The following is a 17,312-nucleotide window of genomic DNA, read 5'->3' as shown; positions in this document are numbered from 1 at the left end:
AGGAGGACGGCGTGCTGACTTTCACCAACGCGGCCGAACAGGCGGCCTGGAGCATGGCGGAGGCGTTGAGCGAGAAAGCCTTCGCCGCGATGAAGAACGCCGAGGAGGCGCAGGAGGCGTTCCGGTTGGGGCGGGTGGCGATGCGGCGGCAGTTCAAGGCGCGTGGCCTGTCCGAGGTCGACGCCAGCATCCGGTGGAAGAGCACCGCGCAGGCGCAGGCCGCGCTGGCCGATCACGAGTTCTACATGTCGCTGGCGTCGATGTACAACGAGGCGGCAGCCGCCCAATATGCCAAGGCGCTCTATCTGAAGAGTCGTTAGGCGGCTCGGTGGCGCAGCGTCGCCACCGTCGAGCCGGCCAGCGCTAGCAGGCAGTCGGGCAGTTGCCCGTCGGCGATCGCGGCGCCGAAGAGCGCCTCACCGGTCGGAATGTCGCCGTTGACGTAGGCGCTGACGAAGCGGGCCACCCAGCGCTTGTCGTAGCGCGCGTCGTCGATGCCGGGGAAGTCGAGCGTCCACGCGCCGCCGGAGGGCACCTGGCCGACCATCGTGGCGGCGAGGCACCAGGCGACGTCGTACGCCCCGACGATGCCGGAGCGGTCGACGACCGAGTCGAACGTGCCGACCACCGCATCACTGTCGCCGCTCAGCGCACTCTGGAGCACGAGTGCCGCGTCGTCGATAGCGTGCTGTGGTACCTCGGTCACGTGAAAGAAGGTACGTGGATCGGTCAAGGTTCGCCCGTCGAGAAGGAAATCAGGCCCCGCGCAACAGGCAGGTGATGCGCGCCGTGCAGACGCGCTCCCCACTGTCGTCGGTGATGACGATTTCGTACGTCGCCATCGTGCGGCCCCGGTGGACCGGTGTGGCGATGCCCGTGACAACGCCCGAGCGGGCGGACCGGTGATGGGTGGCGTTGATGTCGACACCGACGGCGAACGGCCGGTCGACGGTCTGGCCGTGCATGACCGCTCCCACCGAGCCCAGCGTCTCGGCCAGCACGCAGGACGCGCCACCGTGCAGCAACCCGTACGGCTGGGTGTTGCCCTCGACCGGCATGGTGCCCACGACCCGCTCGGCCGAGGCCTCGCTGAGCTGGATGCCCATGCGCGCACCGAGCGATCCGCCGCCGCCGGTGGTGAAGAGTTCCTGCACGCTGTCGGCAGCTATGTCCATTCGATGAACGTTACCGGCGACGCTCGGCTCGCGGCGTTGTGAGTTGGGCCCTACTGTTCCGGGGGTCACGTTCACAAAATCTTGGGAGGTTCCGTGACCGAGCCGCAGGAGACTGTCGAGACTCGCGGGGACGACCGCGTCGACCTGATCGCCCGGGACGCCAACGGAGACGGCCGGAACGACGTGTGGGTGTCCGACACCGACGGGGACGGCAAACCCGACCTCTTCCAGTTCGACACCGACGGCGACGGCAAGGTCGACGTCACGATGGTCGACCTCGACGAGGACGGGAACCCCGACCTGATCGTGGACGGCGACGGCGGGCTGCCCCCGGCGGTCTGAAAGACCTCAGATCCGGAGATAGCGTGGCGGCACGGCCGAGGTCAGCCAAACGCCGTTCGCGCTGAGGCGGAAGACGTGACCGTCTTTCGCCATTTCGCCCGCCGCCACCCGCAGCACCACGACGTCGGCTGACCGGCGGCGCGCCACCGTGAGCGCCGTCGGCACGTCGGCGGAGAGGTGCACGTGGTGGCGGCTGCGCGAGTGCAGCCCGGCACGCAGGATCGGGTCGAGGTTGCTGCGGGGCGTGCCGTGGAAGAGCACGGGCGGCGGGTCGACCGGCGGCAGTTCGAGGTCGACGGGCACCCGGCGGGAGTGGCCCTGGCTGGCCCTGATCCAGTCGGTGCCGTCTTCGCGGCGGGCCACGGCGAAGCGGGACTTGTCGTTGTGCTCGACGACCGCGTCGAGCTCGGCCCGCGTCAGACGCAGAGCGGCGAGCAGTTCGTCGACCGGCACCCAGCCGTTCGCGTCGAGAGTCAGGCCGGCCGACTCGGGCCGGTGCCGCAGCACCAGCGCGATCCGCCGGCTGACGCGCACCTGCTCACGGCTCAGGGCGGTCACTCCCGCAGCTCCATCACCGCGAGGTAGTAGGGCCGGTCGGAATCGTCGATGGCGGCCAGGCGCCACGGCGTTCCCTCGAGCAGTCCTTCCAGCTCGGCCACCGAGAGGTTCAAGTAGTCGAACCACTCGCTGGCGACCCGGCGGTAGCGCAGCCGCAACCGGATCTGCCCGCCGAACCGGCCACGGTCCCGGTTGCGCTGGTGATAGGCGACCTGCACCGGGTCGGTGGTGCCGTAGGGGTCGGTGCCCTGCGCGACGATCCGGGCGCCGGGATTGGCCAGCCGGGCCAGCGCGGCCAGGAAGACGGGGGCGCGTTCGGCCCCCTCGAGCAGGCCGAGGTTGTTGCCGAGCAACAGGAACGTGTCATACCGGACGCTGGCGGATGCGTACGCGTCAACGGTGTTGAGGACGGTGTCGCGCAGGCCTCGGCGGCGTGCGACTTCGATGGCTCCGGGCGAGGTGTCGAGTCCCGTCACGGCCATGCCCCGGCGTTGCAGCTCGATGGCCGTACGTCCGGCACCGACCCCGATATCGAGGACGTGCCCGCGACAGAGACTCAGCGCCCGGTGGTCATAGTGCTCCCACTCGCCGGGCTCGTCGAGATAGTGGTCGGCCAGTGCGCCGTTGATGAGACCGTCGTCGCGTTCGATCACCTCGATCACCGGGCGGTGCTTGCGTCCCCCGGCGAGCGGTCGTGGCCCGATCCCGGTGTGCACCGCGTAGGCGTCGCGGATCATCTCGCCGAACGCGTCGCCGACAAGAAAATCGTCCATGACCACTACCCTTGTGCCCATGCCGACCTTGGAGCAAATCAGTTCGGAGAAGTACGCCTCCCTGACGACGTTCCGCAAGGACGGGAGCCCGGTCGCGACGCCGGTGTGGGTCCTGCCCGCCGGCGACGGCGCGGCCGTCTGGACCGTGAGCGACTCCTGGAAGGTCAAGCGGGTCCGCAACAATCCGCGGGTCACCCTGGCCGCGTGCGATGTGCGAGGAAACGTACGGGGTGAGGCCGTCGAGGGACGGGCCCGCATCGGTGATGACGCCGAGCGCGATCACTTCGCCGAGGTGCTGGCGCGCAAATACAGACTGCTCGGCGTCTTCGGGACGCTCCGCTATCGGCTGATGGGCAAGCGCCGGCGCGAGCGCATCACGGTGATCATCGTGAATCCGGCCTGACAGCCGAGCGGACTCCAGGAACTCTGGATACGAAGAAGGGGCGATCGCCTTCCCCAGCGCTCGCCCCTTGCAACGATCTTCCGTCTCGACCGAGGAAGGTCGGTTCAGTCGCCCTGACGCTGCGTGGGAATCTGCCCCTGCAGCAGGGCACGAACCTCCGACTCCCGGTAACGACGGTGGCCGCCCAGAGTGCGGATCGCACTCAGCTTGCCAGCCTTCGCCCACCGGGTGACGGTCTTCGGGTCGACACGGAACATCGACGCCACCTCGGCCGGTGTTAGTAGCGGCTCAGGATCGTGCGTACGCGATGCCATCGGTCACTCCTCCACAGGTACCTAAAGACATCGGCCGGGGTCCCGCCGGCCGGTGCGTCTCTCATGGTCCGGCTAGTCCCCGATGTCCGACATGGGCCGAACGGACGAACGTCCCCAGATAGACGGATGAAGCATGCCCGATTTTTGCGTGTTTTCTACGCCAGATAGTGTCTCGTTTAGTCCGATTATCACGCTTCGGCGACCCATGATTACGAAGAGTGTTCACCTCGGGAGCGTTCCCACGGCAGGTGAAACAAGCCCTTCTGTACGCATTCCCGCAGCTCAGTTGCAGCGTTCCAGCAGTTGGACCGCGCGCCAGCGCTCGACCAGCTTTTCGTAGGCGCCGGAGGCGTCGTCGGCATCGCCGCGCGACAGGGCCGACAGCCCGGCCGCCACCACGCCGGGTGAATCGTCACCGGCGAGAACGTCATCCGGGAGAAGGTTGACGAGGCCGCCGTAGTCAAGCTCGACGATCGACCGCGGATGGAACTCCTCGAGCCAGCGAGTGCCCTCCTCAACGGCCTCGGTGATCGGGGCGTCGCCGAGCGACTTGCGCAGCACCGCCACCGCGCGATGGGCACGCCGGCGAGCCTTGGAGATCTCGGTGCGGTAGCGCAGCATGCGCGGTTGGGAGGCAAGGTCGATGACCCGCTCCTCGAGGTCGACGAAGACGAACCAGCGCAGCGGCACACCCCAGGTCGCGATCTGCTCGTGCACCCGCGGCACGCCGTGCTCGAGCACCTTGGCCCCGCTGCGCCAATCTTCCACGATGGCCTTTGCCTGACCGGCCAGCACGGGCGGCACGAACGCGTCGGCCAGCACGCTGGGCACGCCGTCACGCGCGTTGAGGGCGGCCTCGGCCACACGCAGACGCAGGTTCCACGGGCAGACCAGCAGCGAGTCGCCCGACTGCAACACATAGGCCTCGTCGGGAAGATCGGGCAACCTGGTCCAACCGGCGCCGAGCGCCTCGAGAACGGCCGAGCGCTGCCGGAGCGGACCGTCGACCGGGCCCAGGGCGCGACCCTCACGGGCGTATTTACGCCAGAAAACCTGACGGTCTCGATCGAACGCGGTCAGCGGCTCGTAAACCCTCAGGTACGACGCGAACAGTGACGGCACGGCGCGATCCTTTCACGAAATCGGCCGGGTGGAACTTCCCGCGCGGACGTAATCACCGCGACGACTGCCCGACTAGGCTCGCACTGTCCGGCACACCCTCGCCGGCCGACCCGCCCCACAAGGGCCTGAAACGAGATCAGGAGAACAGCCATGGGCGTGTTCGACACCGACGGCACCGACGCCAACGGTCACGAACAGGTCGTCTTCTGCCAGGACCGGCAGACCGGCCTCAAGGCGATCATCGGGATCTACTCCACGGCCCTCGGGCCGGCGCTCGGCGGCACCCGCTTCTATCCGTACGAGAGTGAGGAAGCAGCGCTCGCCGACGTGCTGAAGCTTTCGCGCGGCATGGCGTACAAGAACGCTCTGGCCGGTCTTGACCTCGGCGGCGGTAAGGCGGTCATCTGGGGCGACCCGGCCCGCGCCAAGTCCGAGGGTCTGCTGCGCGCCTACGGCCGCTTCGTCGAGTCGCTGCACGGCCGCTACTACACCGCGTGCGACGTCGGCACCTACGTCCCCGACATGGACGTGATCGCCCGCGAGACGCGCTACGTCACCGGCCGCAGCCTCGAGCACGGCGGCGCCGGCGACTCCTCCATCCTCACGGCCTGGGGTGTCTTCCAGGGCATGCGCGCGGCGGCCGAGCACACGTGGGGCCGCCCCACGCTCGCCGGGCGGACGGTCGGCATCGCCGGTCTCGGCAAGGTCGGCAAATACCTCGCCGGCCACCTGATCGAGGACGGCGCCGCGGTGATCGCCACCGATGTGAACGAGTCCGCGCTGAGCTGGGCCCGCACCACCTATCCCCAGATCGAGCTCGTCGCCGACACCCAGGCCCTGATCACCTCGGACCTCGACGTCTACGCCCCGTGCGCGCTCGGCGGCGCACTCGACGACGACACCGTCGGAGTCCTGCGGGCCAAGGTCGTCACCGGTGGCGCCAACAACCAGCTCGCCCACCCCGGCATCGAGAAGACGCTGGCCGAGCGGGGCATCCTCTACACGCCCGACTATCTGGTCAACGCCGGCGGCGTGATCCAGGTGGCCGACGAGATCGAGGGCTTCAACTTCGAGCGGGCCAAGCTGCGCGCCACCGGCATCTTCGAGACCACGCGCCGCATCCTGCAGGTGGCTGACACCGAGGGCGTCGCTCCCGCGGTCGCCGCCGACCGGCTCGCCGAGCAGCGCATGGCCGAGGTCGGACGCCTCCGGTCGATCTATCTCAGCTAGGCCCTCACCTGTACGAACGGTCGGGTTTGAGAACCCGAACGGAGGGCACCGAGGGTGAAAATGAGAGCGGTTTAGTGCCTGCCGCGCGTTCCGGGACGGAAAACCGCGACGCGCGGCAGTGTCACACGCAACCCGAGGTGCCGAAGGCGGCATCGTCCATGTACCGTAAGACCCACGAGAGATGCCTAACGTCATCGGGGCCCGCCTTCGGGCTGCCCCGAATTCTGTGCGAGGGGGTCGAGCCATGGGGCGCGGCCGTGCTAAGGCCAAGCAGACGAAGGTGGCCCGGGAGTTGAAATATCACTCTCCGAACACCGACCTCACCGCCTTGCAGCGCGAACTGGCGGGTGCCGGTAAGTCCGACCGTCACTTCGACGACGACAACGATGAGTTCGTCGACGATGACGAGGACGACGCTGACGACGATCAGGACTCCTGGTCGCCGACAAGGCGCTGACCCCGCATTGCACAGAGCACGCGGCAGACCGCGTGCTTCCGTGTGTCGTGGTCATTTGTCTTAGTCAACACTGCCTACGGTTCAACACCGAAGCCCACGCGGGCTGATGTCCGCGTGGGCTTCGAACCGATTCCGCCTCGCGCCGTTGAGCCCGCTGACGTTGCGCGTGGGCTGCCGAGCGAACTACTGCCTGGGCCTGTTGTTCCAGTTGTAGAACGTCGGGATGTTTTCAAAATGGTTCCAGGCGCAGACGGCCGAGCTGTCTTCTGACGTGCTTTCGGCTCGGGACCGCCGGGCCGTTTCTGCTTCCTCGATGAGCGCGGCCAGCCCTGCCCGGGTGTCGCGCACCCGTGCCGTCACCGGATCGATCCCCAGCTCGTCGGACAGCTCAGCATCGGACAGCCGAGGACTCGTGGTCTCGGGCATGGTCCAGCACTCCCTCCAGTAGGCGAATCTTGCTGTTCCGGCAGTGGTCGGTCTCGGTGGTGTCGAACCGGCCCTGCTCGAAGTAGCGGTTGGCCGCGTGGGCGCCCCCGCAGAAACCGAAGTACGGACAGCTTGCACGGCACGACTCCACGCCCTGCAGGAACTCGCCGATCCACGACGTGCCGGCCGCCCCGGCGAGGATCTCCGCCAGCGGCGTGGTGAGCACGTTGCCACTGGTGAAGTCGCCGTATCGCGGGTCGGAGAAGCCGGCCAGCTCGGGCGAGAGCAGCACGACCGAGCCGTCGTGCGCGACGGTCGGGATCGGGTCGAGCCGCCGGGGCAGCAGGTCGTCGGCGGTGCCGTCGAGCACCGCCGAGACGTAGCGCAGCGACCACTCGACCTCGCGCAGGTGGATGCGAGGGTCGGCACGCCAGGCCGTGACCAGCTCGGCCCAGAAGGCGGTGACGTCGGCGGCGGCGTGCCCGTTGGCACGGGTGTTGACGCCCTCCTGCTCCTCGACGTTGATGCCGAGCACGTCGCAGCCCAGCTCGAGGAAGTAGGCGTAGAGCTCGGCGGCGAAACCGGGCCGCGGGTCACCGACGACGCAGAGCGCCGAGAACGGGAGGTCGTGTCGCCGAAGCGCTTCGATGCCGCGCACGATGCGGTCGTACGCGGGCTTGCCGCCCCGGGTGACACGCTCGCCGTTGTGCGCCTCGGGACCGTCGACGCTGACACTGACCCGTACGTCATGGGTCTGGAAGAATTCGCACCAGGCGTCGTCGATCAGGGTCGCGTTGGTCTGCACGTGGTGCTCGATGCCGGGGCCGAAGGGCGCCATCAGGGCAGCGAGATGATCGCGGCCGGCCGCCAGGGGCTCACCGCCGTGCCAGACCACCGAGAACCGCCCGTCGCCGGCCCAGCCCTCGACCGACGTGGCGACGGCCCGGGCGACCTCGACCGGCATGCGCTTGTCGGCGGCCCGGAACGGGAGATAGCAGTAGCCGCAGTCGAGGTTGCAGAGGGTCGTGGGCTGCATCACGACATAGGTCGGTACGGACGCGATCCCCCGCATCCCATTCCAGGCCCGCTCCACCAAAGCACCCCCGTCCGGCGGAAAATGTGAGAACTCACGTCAGAGGCTAGGCCTCGGGGTCCACCGGAGTAAACGAAAGATCCGCATGTGCCGGATATCGACACACGCGGATCATTTCACGTTCGGGCGGCAACGCCCAAGATCTTTCGCCTGGCCGTAGGTGCGGAACCCCGTCAGCCGCGGGTGTACTGACCCATCATCTGCACGTCGCCGGCGCCCTCGATGACCTCGCCGACCTGCCACGCCTCGACGCCACGGCCGGTCAGGTAGGCCATCGCGCGGTCGGCGTCGTCGGACGAGACGATCGCGAACATGCCGACGCCCATGTTGAACGTGGCTTCCATCTCGTGGTCCTCGATGCGGCCCTTGGCCTGGATGAGGTCGAAGATGGGCTGCGGACGCCAGGTCGAACGGTCGACGACCGCGTCCATGTTCGTCGGCAGGACGCGGTTGAGGTTGCCGGGGATGCCGCCGCCGGTCACGTGCGAGAACGCGCGGACGTCGGTCTCCTCGATCAGGCCCAGGCAGTCCTTGGCGTAGATCTTGGTGGGGGTGAGGAGTTCCTCGCCCAGGGTGCGCTGGCTGCCGAAGTCGTCGACCACCGAGTCGAGACGCATGCGGCCGGCGCCCAGCAGGACGTGGCGCACCAGCGAGTAGCCGTTGGAGTGCAGGCCCGACGAGCGCATCGCGATCACCGCGTCGCCGACCTCGACCCGCTGCGGGCCGAGGATCTCGCTCTCCTCGACGACGCCGACGCCGGTGGCGGAGACGTCGTACTCGTCCGGGCGCAGGACGCCCGGGTGTTCGGCGGTCTCGCCGCCGAGCAGCGCGCAGCCGGCGTAACGGCAGCCGTCGGCGATGCCGGCGCCGATCTCGGCGACCTTGTCGGGCACGACCTCGCCGCAGGCGATGTAGTCGAGCAGGAACAGCGGCTCGGCCCCGCAGGCCACCAGGTCGTCGACGACCATGGCGACCAGGTCGATGCCGATGGTGTCGTGGATGTCGAGCTGCTGGGCGATGACCAGCTTGGTGCCGACGCCGTCGGTCGAGGAGGCCAGGATCGGGCTCTTGTACTTCGCGGTGTTGAGCCGGAAGAGGCCCGAGAAGCCACCCAGGTCGCCGATCACCTCGGGGCGGGTGGTCTTCTTCACCTTCGACTTGAGCAGCTCGACGGCCCGGTCACCGGCCTCGATCGAGACGCCCGCGTCGGCGTACGTGGCCGTGCGCTTACGCACACCGCGGCCGGCGCCCGCCGTCCACGGCTGGCGGTCGGCGCCCTCAGCGCCGTTGGATCCGGCACTGTTGCGCTCGGACACGTGCGTCACGGTTCTCCCCTTAGAGCGTTCTTCGTCAGTCACGGGTGGTTCAGGGCGGTCGAGCCACCCTGGCCGGCCATCTCGGTGGCGAACTCGGTCGTCTCGAGCTCGGCCACGGCCGCGGTCGCGGCGTCGTTGGTCGCCGACGGCATCGAGGCGCGCTTGCCGACGCCCTCGAGCAGGTGCTTGCCGATCAGGTTGCCGGCCGGAAGCTCGATCGGATACTGACCGTCGAAGCATGCCATGCAGAGCCGCGTTTTCGGCTGCTCGGTCGCCTGCACCAGCCCGTCCAGGGAAACATAACCCAGACTGTCGGCGCCGATCGAGCGGCGGATGCCCTCATTGTCGAGGCCGTTGGCGATCAACTCGGCGCGGGTGGCGAAGTCGATGCCGTAGAAACAGGGCCACTGCACCGGGGGCGACGAGATGCGCACGTGCACCTCGAGGGCGCCCGCCTCACGCAGCATGCGCACCAGGGCCCGCTGGGTGTTGCCACGGACGATCGAGTCGTCGACCACGACCAGGCGCTTGCCCCGCACGACCTCGCGCAGCGGGTTGAGCTTGAGCCGGATGCCGAGCTGGCGGATCGTCTGCGACGGCTGGATGAAGGTGCGGCCGACGTAGGCGTTCTTGGTGAGACCGGCGCTGTAGGGGATGCCGGAGGCCTCGGCGTAGCCGATCGCGGCCGGGGTGCCCGACTCGGGCACCGGGATGACCAGGTCGGCCTCGACCGGGTGCTCCTTGGCGAGGCGGCGGCCGACCTCGACGCGGGCCGAGTAGACGTTGCGGCCGGCGATCGTCGTGTCGGGGCGGGCCAGGTAGACGTATTCGAAGATGCAGCCCTTGGGCTCGGGCGCGCCGAACCGGGTGGAACGCAGGCCGTGCTCGTCGACCGCGAGCATCTCGCCCGGCTCGACCTCGCGCACGAAGCTCGCGCCGACGATGTCGAGGGCGGCGGTCTCGCTGGCGACGACCCAGCCCCTCTCCATGCGGCCGAGGACCAGGGGGCGTACGCCCTGGGGGTCGCGCGCGGCATAGAGGGTGTTCTCGTCCATGAAGACAAAGCTGAACGCGCCGCGCAGGGTCGGCAGCACCTCGAGCGCGGCGGCCTCGACCGAGAGATCGGGGCGGCTGGCGAGGAGCGTGGTGACCAGGGCGGTGTCGGAGGTGGCGCTGTCGACTTCCAGGCCGCGCTCGGCGACCTCGCGAGCCATCTCGGCCGTGTTGACCAGGTTGCCGTTGTGGGCCAGCGCGATCGTCGTGCCGGCCGTGGTCGCGCGGATCGTCGGCTGGGCATTCTCCCAGTTCGAACCGCCGGTGGTGGAGTAACGCGTGTGCCCGATCGCGAGGTGGCCGCGCAGGCTCGCCAGCGTGGGCTCGTCGAAGACCTGGGACACCAGGCCGAGGTCCTTGTAGACCACCACGCCGGAGCCGTCACTCACCGCGATGCCGGCGGCCTCTTGGCCGCGATGCTGGAGAGCGAAGAGCCCGAAGTAGGTGAGTTTGGCGACCTCTTCCTCGGGGGCCCAGACGCCGAAGACGCCGCAGGCGTCCTGGGGGCCGCGCTCCTGGGGGTCGAGATCGTCGGTCAACCGGCCGTCGCCTCGGGGCACCTGTCGCTCCTGCCTTAGAACCTTGCCGGCTTTAGAACCCAGCTGGCTTTGGAAACGTGCTGGACCGTCCGACCGACAAGTGTACGCGAGCCGACCGGGCCCGGCCCGGTCTCAGTAGCAGCTCACGCTGCCCCGACGCAGGGTCACTCCCCGGTCAGCGGAAGGTATTCGGTCAGGTCGGTGCGATTACCGCTCGCCCGTAACCGTCCGTCACGCACTGCATCCGCCCAGCTCATACGGAGCGTGGCGACGAGCACCCAGGTGACCGGATCCGCTTCGACCACATTGGGCGGTGTGCCGCGTGTGTGCCTAGGACCGGGAACACACTGAATCGCACCGAAAGGCGGAATCCGCACCTCGACCGATCGGCCAGGCGCCTTGCGTGACAGCTCCGCCAGCAGTGCTCGCACAGCGTCACGCAGCACGGATCTCTCAACTTCGGCGCCGCGGTCCAGCGCGTCCAACGCTTGCTTCACCGAGTCAGATTTATTGTGCGCAGGGGACACGTCCGGACAATACGACTCGCTTCTCCAAGATTGGTACGCGGCCCTGGGTCGCGCAACGGACGTGTGACAAGGCATAGTGGCCGACGGTGTTTTAGTCGCGGGATGTAACCGGCACCCAAAACGGCCGGACGACCGTGCGACCGGAAGGCGGTGGATGGTGACGACGCACCTACGAGCCCGGGCGGCCCAGGCCGGTGCGTTACTGGCGGTGGTGCTCGGCGGACTCGTCGTCGCACCCGCGGTGGCGTTCGCTGACGCGCCGGACGTGTCTATCCAGGTGCAGCGCGACGTTCTCTCGGGCGGCCGGCTCACCATGACAGTCACGGTCGTCAACACCAATAATCCCGCTCCGTTGCCGGTGGACGGCTCGATCACCGTCAGCGGCGGCATGGATTGCGGCAACGACTGCCAGAAGAGCGGCCAGGTCGACGCCGACGGCACCCAGTTCACGGTCTCGCTCACCGCGCCTCAGGTTGCCGCCGGGGAGACGCAGAACGCGACGGTCAAGGTCACCGCCTCGGTCGCCGGCGAGGACGATCGCGGCGAGGCCACCGCGGTCATCAAGGTCAAGGGACCGGACAAGCCGCAGGCCGTGCGTCAGGTCTCCGGCCGCGTCAAGGACCAGGACGGCAAGTCGGTGGCCGGCGCGATTGTCGGCATGAAGGACAGCACCGGCCGCACCTTCACGACCACGTCGGACGGTTCCGGCCAGTTCTCCTTCCGCTCGTCGGACAACAACCCGATCGCCCCCGGCAAGATCTCGATCGGCGCCGGCAAGGACGGCTTCATCGAGGCCGCCGTCCAGCGGCAGGCCGACGCCGGCCGCAACGTGACCGTGTCGCTGACCTTGAAGGCCAAAGTCACCGCGTCCCCCTCGGCCTCGGCCTCGCCGAGCGCGTCGGCCAGCGCCGTGCCCACCGAGGACCCGTCCGACGAGGCGACGACTCCGGCCGAGACCGAGGCCACCGACCAGGACGCCAACAACGCCGCCTCCACCGAGGAGGACAGCGGCGGCTCAATGCTCTACATCATCGTCGGCGTGCTGCTGGTCGCGGCCGGCATCGGCGCGATCGTGCTGGTGGTGCTGCGCCGCCGCAACGCCGACAACGGCGACGACGATTCGACCGGCCGTGGTGGCCCGGGTGGCTCGGTGCCGCCGAGCCGCGGCGGGCGCAGCGACGCAACGCGCGTCGGCGCGCCGGTCGGCGCCGGTGCCCGCAACGACGCGACCATGGTCGCCCCGCGTTCGGGCGCGCCGTCCATGTCGGACGCGCCGACCATGATCCACCGGCCCGCTCCGGTCGAGGACGAGTTCCCCGACCCCTACGGCGCGCCGATGCCGCAGCCCGGCACCTTCGCCGGCGCTCAGCAGGGCGGCTGGGACGACCAGGGCGGCCAGGCCAACCAGTACGGCGCGGGCACCCAGCCCTACGGCGCTGCCGGTGGCGGCCAGTACGGCGCGGGCACTCAGCAGTACGGTGCCGGCCAGGACGACGACTACGCCGGCGCCGGCGCTCAGCAGGGCGGCGGTTACGGAACGTACAGCGAGCCGACCGGAATGTACCGGCCCGAGGCCGACGGCTACGACCAGGCCGGCGGCCAGTACGGCGGCGGCACCCAGCCGTACGGTGGTGGCCAGTACGGCGCCGACCAGGCTGCCGACGGCTACCAAGCCGACGGTTACGGACAGCAGCCGGCTAGCCCCGGCGGTTACGGATCGTGGGAGTCGCCCGCGGACGGCGTCGACAACAACAACGGCTACGGCCCGCAGGGCGGCGGTCAGTACAGCGGCACCGCCCAGTACGGCGGCGGCACCCAGCAGTACAACGCCGGCGACTACGAGCAGGGTTACCAGGGCGAGCAGCGCGGCGGTTACGACTCCTACCAGGGCGGCGGGTACGCCGACCAGGGCGGATACGACGACCAGCAGCAACAGCAGTACGGCAACAACCAGGGCCAGCGCGGCAACGGCACCTACGGCGGCCGGCAGGACCCACCCGTCCAGCGACGGGGTGGCCACGACTACTGAGTCCCTGAAATAGGACACCGAAAGAGCCGGTCGGCGGAAACGCCGACCGGCTCTTTCGTATCTGGAGGGCGCACACAAAAAAGAACCGGCCGGCGTTTCCGCCGACCGGTTCTGTGTATTGCTGGATCAGGCGTCCTCGTCGGGCACCGGCTCCTTGACCTCGGCCACGGAGGCGGCCGGAATACCGTCCGCCTCGATCGGAGCCGCGGACTCCATCGCCGCACCGGCCGCCGCGGCGATCAGCACCTGGTTGCCGCGGTCGGGGCTCGCCGGCGCGGTCGGGTCGGCCGCGTGCTCCGGGTCGCCGTGCCGGTTGGCCAGCTCGGCCGCGCCGCCGAAGAGGCGGGGCAGCGTCCCCTCGAACGCCTCGCGGGCCTCGTCGAGCGGCAGGCTGAACTGGTCGCGCACCTCGAGCACCGGCTCGGCGGTGGTGCTGCCGAGCGGCGTGCAGGTGATGCCGTACTCGGCGGCGAGGGCCACGAACGCCTTGTCGTGCCCGCGGGGCACGGCGATCAGCACGCGACCGGTCGACTCGCTGAAGAGGTGAACGAACGCGGACTTGCCGTCGTCGGGCAGCGCGACCTTGGCGCCCACGTTGCGGCGCAGGCAGCTCTCGACCAGCACCTGGGACAGGCCGCCGTCGGAGAGGTCGTGCGCGGCGCTGACGTGACCGGCGTGCGAGGCGCGGGCCATCATCTGAGCCAGCCGCTGCTCGTGCCCGAGGTCGACCTTCGGCGGGCGTCCGCCCAGGTGGCCATGGGTGACCCAGGCCCACTCGGAGCCGGACAGCTCGACCTCGGTGTCGCCGAGCAGGAACAGCCGGTCGCCCTCGCCGGTCACCGCCGGGAAGCCCATCGGGATGCGCCGGGCAACGTCGTCGAAGACGCCCAGCACGCCGACCACCGGGGTCGGGTGGATCGCGGCCGCGCCGGTCTGGTTGTAGAAGCTGACGTTGCCGCCGGTCATCGGGGTGCCGAGCTCGAGGCAGCCGTCGGCCAGGGCGCGAACGGCCTCGGCGAACTGCCACATCACGGCCGGGTCCTCGGGCGAGCCGAAGTTCAGGCAGTTGGTGACCGCGATCGGGTCGGCGCCGGTGACGGCGACGTTCCGGTACGCCTCGGCCAGCGCGAAACGGGAGCCCTCGTACGGGTCGAGGCGGGCCATCCGGCCGTTGCCGTCGACCGAAAGCGCAACGCCGGCGCCGCTGCGCTCGTCGATGCGCAGCACACCGGAGTCTTCCGGCTGGGCCAGCACGGTGTTGCCGAGGACGTAGCGGTCGTACTGCTCGGTGACCCAGCTCTTGTCGCACAGGTTCGGCGAGGCGATCATGCGCAGCACGGTCGCGCGCAGCTCGTCACCGGTGGCCGGGCGGGGCAGCGTCTCGGCCTTGTCGGCCTGGATCAGGATCAGGTCGGCGGGCTCGCGGATCGGCCGGGCGTAGACCGGGCCGTCGTCGGCGAGCGAGCCCGGAGGCACGTCCACCACGACGTGGTCGTTCCAGGTGATCAGCAGGCGTCCCGGGGAGCCGTCCTCGCCGGCCGGGGTGACCTCGCCGATCGCGGTGGCCCAGACGCCCCACTTCTCGGCCACGCCGAGCACCGCTTCGAGGTTTTCCGGTGTGACGATCAGGAGCATGCGCTCCTGGGACTCACTGGCCAGGATCTCGGTGGGCGACATGGACGCCTCGCGCAGCGGAACCCGCTCGAGCCACACCCGCATGCCGGCACCGGCCGCAGCCGCGGTTTCGGTGAGCGCACAGGTCAGGCCGGCGCCGCCCAGGTCCTGGATGCCGGCGACGAGGCCGGCGTCGTAAAGCTCGAGGCAGCTCTCGATGAGCAGCTTCTCCATGAACGGGTCGCCGACCTGCACCGACGGGCGGCGCTGCTCGGCGCCCTCGTCGAAGGTGGCCGAGGCCAGCACGGAGACGCCGCCGATGCCGTCGCGGCCCGTACGCGCGCCGAGCAGCACGACGATGTTGCCGACGCCGGCTGCCTCTTTGTGCTGCAGGCGCTCGACCGGCAGCACGCCGATGCTCAAGGCGTTGACCAGCGGGTTGCCCTGGTAGGTCGGGTCGAAGACGATCTCGCCGCCGATGTTGGGCAGGCCCAGGCAGTTGCCGTAGCCGCCGATGCCGGCGACGATGCCGGGCAGCACGCGGGCGGTGTCGGGGTGGTCGGCCGCGCCGAAGCGCAGCGGGTCCATCACCGCGATCGGGCGGGCGCCCATGGCCAGGATGTCGCGCACGATGCCGCCGACGCCGGTGGCCGCACCCTGATAGGGCTCGACGAAGCTGGGGTGGTTGTGCGACTCGACCTTGAAGGCGACCGCGACCTCGTCGGAGATCTGTACGACGCCCGCGTTCTCACCGATGCCGGCGAGCATGCGGGTGCCCTGCGGCGTCTTCTCGCCGAACTGGCGCAGGTGCACCTTGCTCGACTTGTAGGAGCAGTGCTCGCTCCACATGATCGAGTACATCGCCAGCTCGGACGCGGTGGGACGCCGGCCGAGGATCTGACGGATGCGGTCGTACTCGTCGTCCTTGAGGCCGAGCTCGGTGTGCGGCTGCAGCTCCTCGGGGGTGCTCAGGGCACGCTGCACGGTGTCGGGTCCGCCGTCGAACTCGTTGACCAGCACGTCGGTGGCGGCGAAGCCGGTCTGCTTGCCCGCTGACGGCGACTGGTTCGGCCCGGCCGACGGCGCGACCGCGCCGCTGGTGGCCGTGTCCGGCTGCGTCGTCATGACTGGTGTCCCCCTGCGTTTGCGCCCGCGGACGCCCCGGCGAGGGCGCGCAGGACCGAAGTGAAGAAGCCGAGGCCGTCGAGCGACGGGCCGGTCAGCGCCTCCACGGCGTGTTCCGGATGCGGCATGATGCCGACCACGTTGCCGGCCTCGTTGGTGATCGCGGCGATGTCGCGCTGCGAACCGTTGGGGTTGCCGCGGATGTAGCGCGCGACCACGCGGCCCTCGGCCTCGAGCTGGTCGAGCGTGCGCTCGTCGGCGACGTAGCAACCCTCGCCGTTCTTCACCGGGATCAGGATCTCCTGACCGGCGGTGAAGCTGTTGGTCCACGCGGTGCCGGTCGACTCGACGCGCAGGAACTGGTCGCGGTTGCGGAAGTGCAGGTGCTGGTTGCGGGTGAGCGCGCCGGGAAGCAGGTGCGCCTCGCAGAGGATCTGGAAGCCGTTGCAGATGCCGAGCACCGGGAGGCCGCCACGGGCCGCGTCGATGATCGTCTCCATCACCGGGGCGAACCGGGCGATCGCGCCGCAGCGCAGAGCGTCGCCGTAGGAGAAGCCGCCGGGCAGCACCACGGCGTCGACGCCGTGCAGATCGGGATCGCCGTGCCAGAGACGGACGACGTCGGCGCCGGCGATGCGCGCGGCGCGGGCCGCGTCCCCGTCGTCCAGCGAGCCCGGGAAGGTGACCACACCGATGCGCATGGTCAGACGACCTCCGCCGCGGCGTCATCCACGACGTGGATGGCGAAGTCTTCGATCACCGGGTTGGCGAGCAGTTTGTCGGCGATCTCGCGAGCCCGGTCGAGATCGGGCTCGCCGACGAATTCGATCTCGATCCGGCGACCGATGCGGACGGACGAAACATCGTTGACGCCGAGCCGGGGCAGAGCATTGGCGACTGCCTGGCCCTGCGGATCGAGGATCTCCGGCTTGAGCATGACGTCGACCACGACGCGAGCCACGGGCACTCCTGACTGATAGGTGTAAGCACGTGGAGCCTACCTTGTGAACCACGCTACGAGTTTGTCGGCCGGTGCCGCGTGAACGACGCCGGCGGTGCTGAGCAGGCAACACACGGGTGATCTCGACCACGGTGTGGTCAAAACTTCAAGCACCGTGGGTCATCACACCGTGATAGGTGCGAACTGGATTCTTGGCAGCGGGGCAGGCGGACCCTACCGTCAATCCATCGATCTCCATAAGACCGTGCGGCGGTC

General features: G+C 69.4%; 20 protein-coding genes. 6 read left to right on the top strand and 14 right to left on the bottom strand.

Translation table 11 applies throughout. The features are described 5' to 3' along the window. Positions 1-11: 11 nt before the first annotated feature. Positions 12-320: a hypothetical protein gene (locus tag EER30_RS35890; RefSeq protein ID WP_127505370.1), complete on the top strand. Its 309-nt coding sequence runs from the start codon at positions 12-14 to the stop codon at positions 318-320. Here the strand turns inward: EER30_RS35890 and EER30_RS35885 are convergent. Both EER30_RS35885 and EER30_RS35880 read right to left on the bottom strand, forming a co-directional pair. After that, positions 317-706 (bottom strand): hypothetical protein, encoded by a 390-nt coding sequence (locus EER30_RS35885; protein ID WP_127505369.1) that lies wholly within the window; start codon positions 704-706, stop codon positions 317-319. The genes EER30_RS35890 and EER30_RS35885 overlap by 4 nt on opposite strands. 49 nt (positions 707-755) lie before the next feature. Further along, positions 756-1,175 (bottom strand): PaaI family thioesterase, encoded by a 420-nt coding sequence (locus EER30_RS35880; RefSeq protein WP_205650561.1) that lies wholly within the window; start codon positions 1,173-1,175, stop codon positions 756-758. A gap of 93 nt (positions 1,176-1,268) precedes the next feature. On the opposite strand from EER30_RS35880, the gene EER30_RS35875 reads away from it, so the two are divergent. Beyond that, the gene (locus EER30_RS35875) at positions 1,269-1,517 is read left to right on the top strand and encodes a hypothetical protein (protein WP_127505368.1); all 249 of its coding nucleotides are present in this window, start codon (positions 1,269-1,271) and stop codon (positions 1,515-1,517) included. Between the two features lie 6 nt (positions 1,518-1,523). On the opposite strand, the gene EER30_RS35870 is transcribed toward EER30_RS35875, so the two are convergent. Both EER30_RS35870 and EER30_RS35865 read right to left on the bottom strand, forming a co-directional pair. Then, entirely contained in the window at positions 1,524-2,075 is a 552-nt protein-coding gene (locus tag EER30_RS35870) for an RNA 2'-phosphotransferase (RefSeq protein WP_127505367.1), read from the bottom strand. Continuing rightward, positions 2,072-2,848, bottom strand: coding sequence for a class I SAM-dependent methyltransferase (locus EER30_RS35865; protein ID WP_127505366.1), 777 nt, complete (start codon positions 2,846-2,848; stop codon positions 2,072-2,074). Before EER30_RS35865 ends, EER30_RS35870 begins: the two co-directional genes overlap by 4 nt. A gap of 19 nt (positions 2,849-2,867) precedes the next feature. Between EER30_RS35865 and EER30_RS35860 the strand changes: the two genes are divergently transcribed. Beyond that, entirely contained in the window at positions 2,868-3,251 is a 384-nt protein-coding gene (locus EER30_RS35860; protein ID WP_127505365.1) for a PPOX class F420-dependent oxidoreductase, read from the top strand. Positions 3,252-3,355: 104 nt separating this feature from the next. Here EER30_RS35860 and EER30_RS35855 read toward each other — a convergent pair whose 3' ends face one another. Further along, complete coding sequence (locus EER30_RS35855) at positions 3,356-3,565, bottom strand: BldC family transcriptional regulator (RefSeq protein ID WP_014687221.1); 210 nt, start codon at positions 3,563-3,565, stop codon at positions 3,356-3,358. Positions 3,566-3,847: 282 nt separating this feature from the next. Next, the gene (locus EER30_RS35850; protein ID WP_127505364.1) at positions 3,848-4,687 is read right to left on the bottom strand and encodes a DUF8083 family protein; all 840 of its coding nucleotides are present in this window, start codon (positions 4,685-4,687) and stop codon (positions 3,848-3,850) included. A gap of 150 nt (positions 4,688-4,837) precedes the next feature. On the opposite strand from EER30_RS35850, the gene EER30_RS35845 reads away from it, so the two are divergent. Then, entirely contained in the window at positions 4,838-5,917 is a 1,080-nt protein-coding gene (locus tag EER30_RS35845) for a Glu/Leu/Phe/Val family dehydrogenase (RefSeq protein ID WP_127505363.1), read from the top strand. 244 nt (positions 5,918-6,161) lie between these two features. Beyond that, positions 6,162-6,374, top strand: a complete 213-nt coding sequence (locus EER30_RS35840; protein WP_127505362.1) for a DUF3073 domain-containing protein — start codon at positions 6,162-6,164, stop codon at positions 6,372-6,374. 183 nt (positions 6,375-6,557) lie between these two features. Here EER30_RS35840 and amcA read toward each other — a convergent pair whose 3' ends face one another. The 5 genes from amcA to EER30_RS35815 form a co-directional block, all read right to left on the bottom strand. Next, positions 6,558-6,800, bottom strand: coding sequence for a multiple cyclophane-containing RiPP AmcA (amcA, locus tag EER30_RS35835; protein WP_205650560.1), 243 nt, complete (start codon positions 6,798-6,800; stop codon positions 6,558-6,560). Then, positions 6,763-7,872 (bottom strand): cyclophane-forming radical SAM peptide maturase AmcB, encoded by a 1,110-nt coding sequence (gene amcB / locus EER30_RS35830; RefSeq protein ID WP_127505422.1) that lies wholly within the window; start codon positions 7,870-7,872, stop codon positions 6,763-6,765. Before amcB ends, amcA begins: the two co-directional genes overlap by 38 nt. A gap of 194 nt (positions 7,873-8,066) precedes the next feature. Further along, a complete protein-coding gene (gene purM, locus EER30_RS35825) occupies positions 8,067-9,218 on the bottom strand; it encodes a phosphoribosylformylglycinamidine cyclo-ligase (RefSeq protein WP_127505361.1) in 1,152 nt (383 codons plus the stop codon). Between the two features lie 29 nt (positions 9,219-9,247). Then, a complete protein-coding gene (gene purF / locus EER30_RS35820) occupies positions 9,248-10,822 on the bottom strand; it encodes an amidophosphoribosyltransferase (protein ID WP_127505360.1) in 1,575 nt (524 codons plus the stop codon). 143 nt (positions 10,823-10,965) lie between these two features. After that, positions 10,966-11,328: a sterol carrier family protein gene (locus tag EER30_RS35815; protein WP_240670500.1), complete on the bottom strand. Its 363-nt coding sequence runs from the start codon at positions 11,326-11,328 to the stop codon at positions 10,966-10,968. Between the two features lie 154 nt (positions 11,329-11,482). Here EER30_RS35815 and EER30_RS35810 point away from each other — a divergent pair, with 154 nt between their 5' ends. Further along, positions 11,483-13,357: a carboxypeptidase-like regulatory domain-containing protein gene (locus tag EER30_RS35810; protein ID WP_127505359.1), complete on the top strand. Its 1,875-nt coding sequence runs from the start codon at positions 11,483-11,485 to the stop codon at positions 13,355-13,357. Positions 13,358-13,483: 126 nt separating this feature from the next. Here EER30_RS35810 and purL read toward each other — a convergent pair whose 3' ends face one another. The 3 genes from purL to purS are packed head-to-tail and all read right to left on the bottom strand — an operon-like array spanning position 13,484 to position 17,057. Next, the gene (gene purL, locus EER30_RS35805) at positions 13,484-16,096 is read right to left on the bottom strand and encodes a phosphoribosylformylglycinamidine synthase subunit PurL (RefSeq protein WP_127505358.1); all 2,613 of its coding nucleotides are present in this window, start codon (positions 16,094-16,096) and stop codon (positions 13,484-13,486) included. Continuing rightward, the gene (purQ, locus tag EER30_RS35800) at positions 16,093-16,803 is read right to left on the bottom strand and encodes a phosphoribosylformylglycinamidine synthase subunit PurQ (RefSeq protein ID WP_127505357.1); all 711 of its coding nucleotides are present in this window, start codon (positions 16,801-16,803) and stop codon (positions 16,093-16,095) included. The genes purL and purQ overlap by 4 nt, the downstream gene beginning before the upstream one ends. Further along, a complete protein-coding gene (gene purS / locus EER30_RS35795; RefSeq protein ID WP_127505356.1) occupies positions 16,800-17,057 on the bottom strand; it encodes a phosphoribosylformylglycinamidine synthase subunit PurS in 258 nt (85 codons plus the stop codon). The genes purQ and purS overlap by 4 nt, the downstream gene beginning before the upstream one ends. Between the last annotated feature and the right edge of the window lie 255 nt (positions 17,058-17,312).

Source organism: Actinoplanes solisilvae, from assembly GCF_003999975.1.
Taxonomy (GTDB): domain Bacteria; phylum Actinomycetota; class Actinomycetes; order Mycobacteriales; family Micromonosporaceae; genus Actinoplanes; species Actinoplanes solisilvae.
This window is presented reverse-complemented; position numbering and strand designations above follow the sequence as displayed.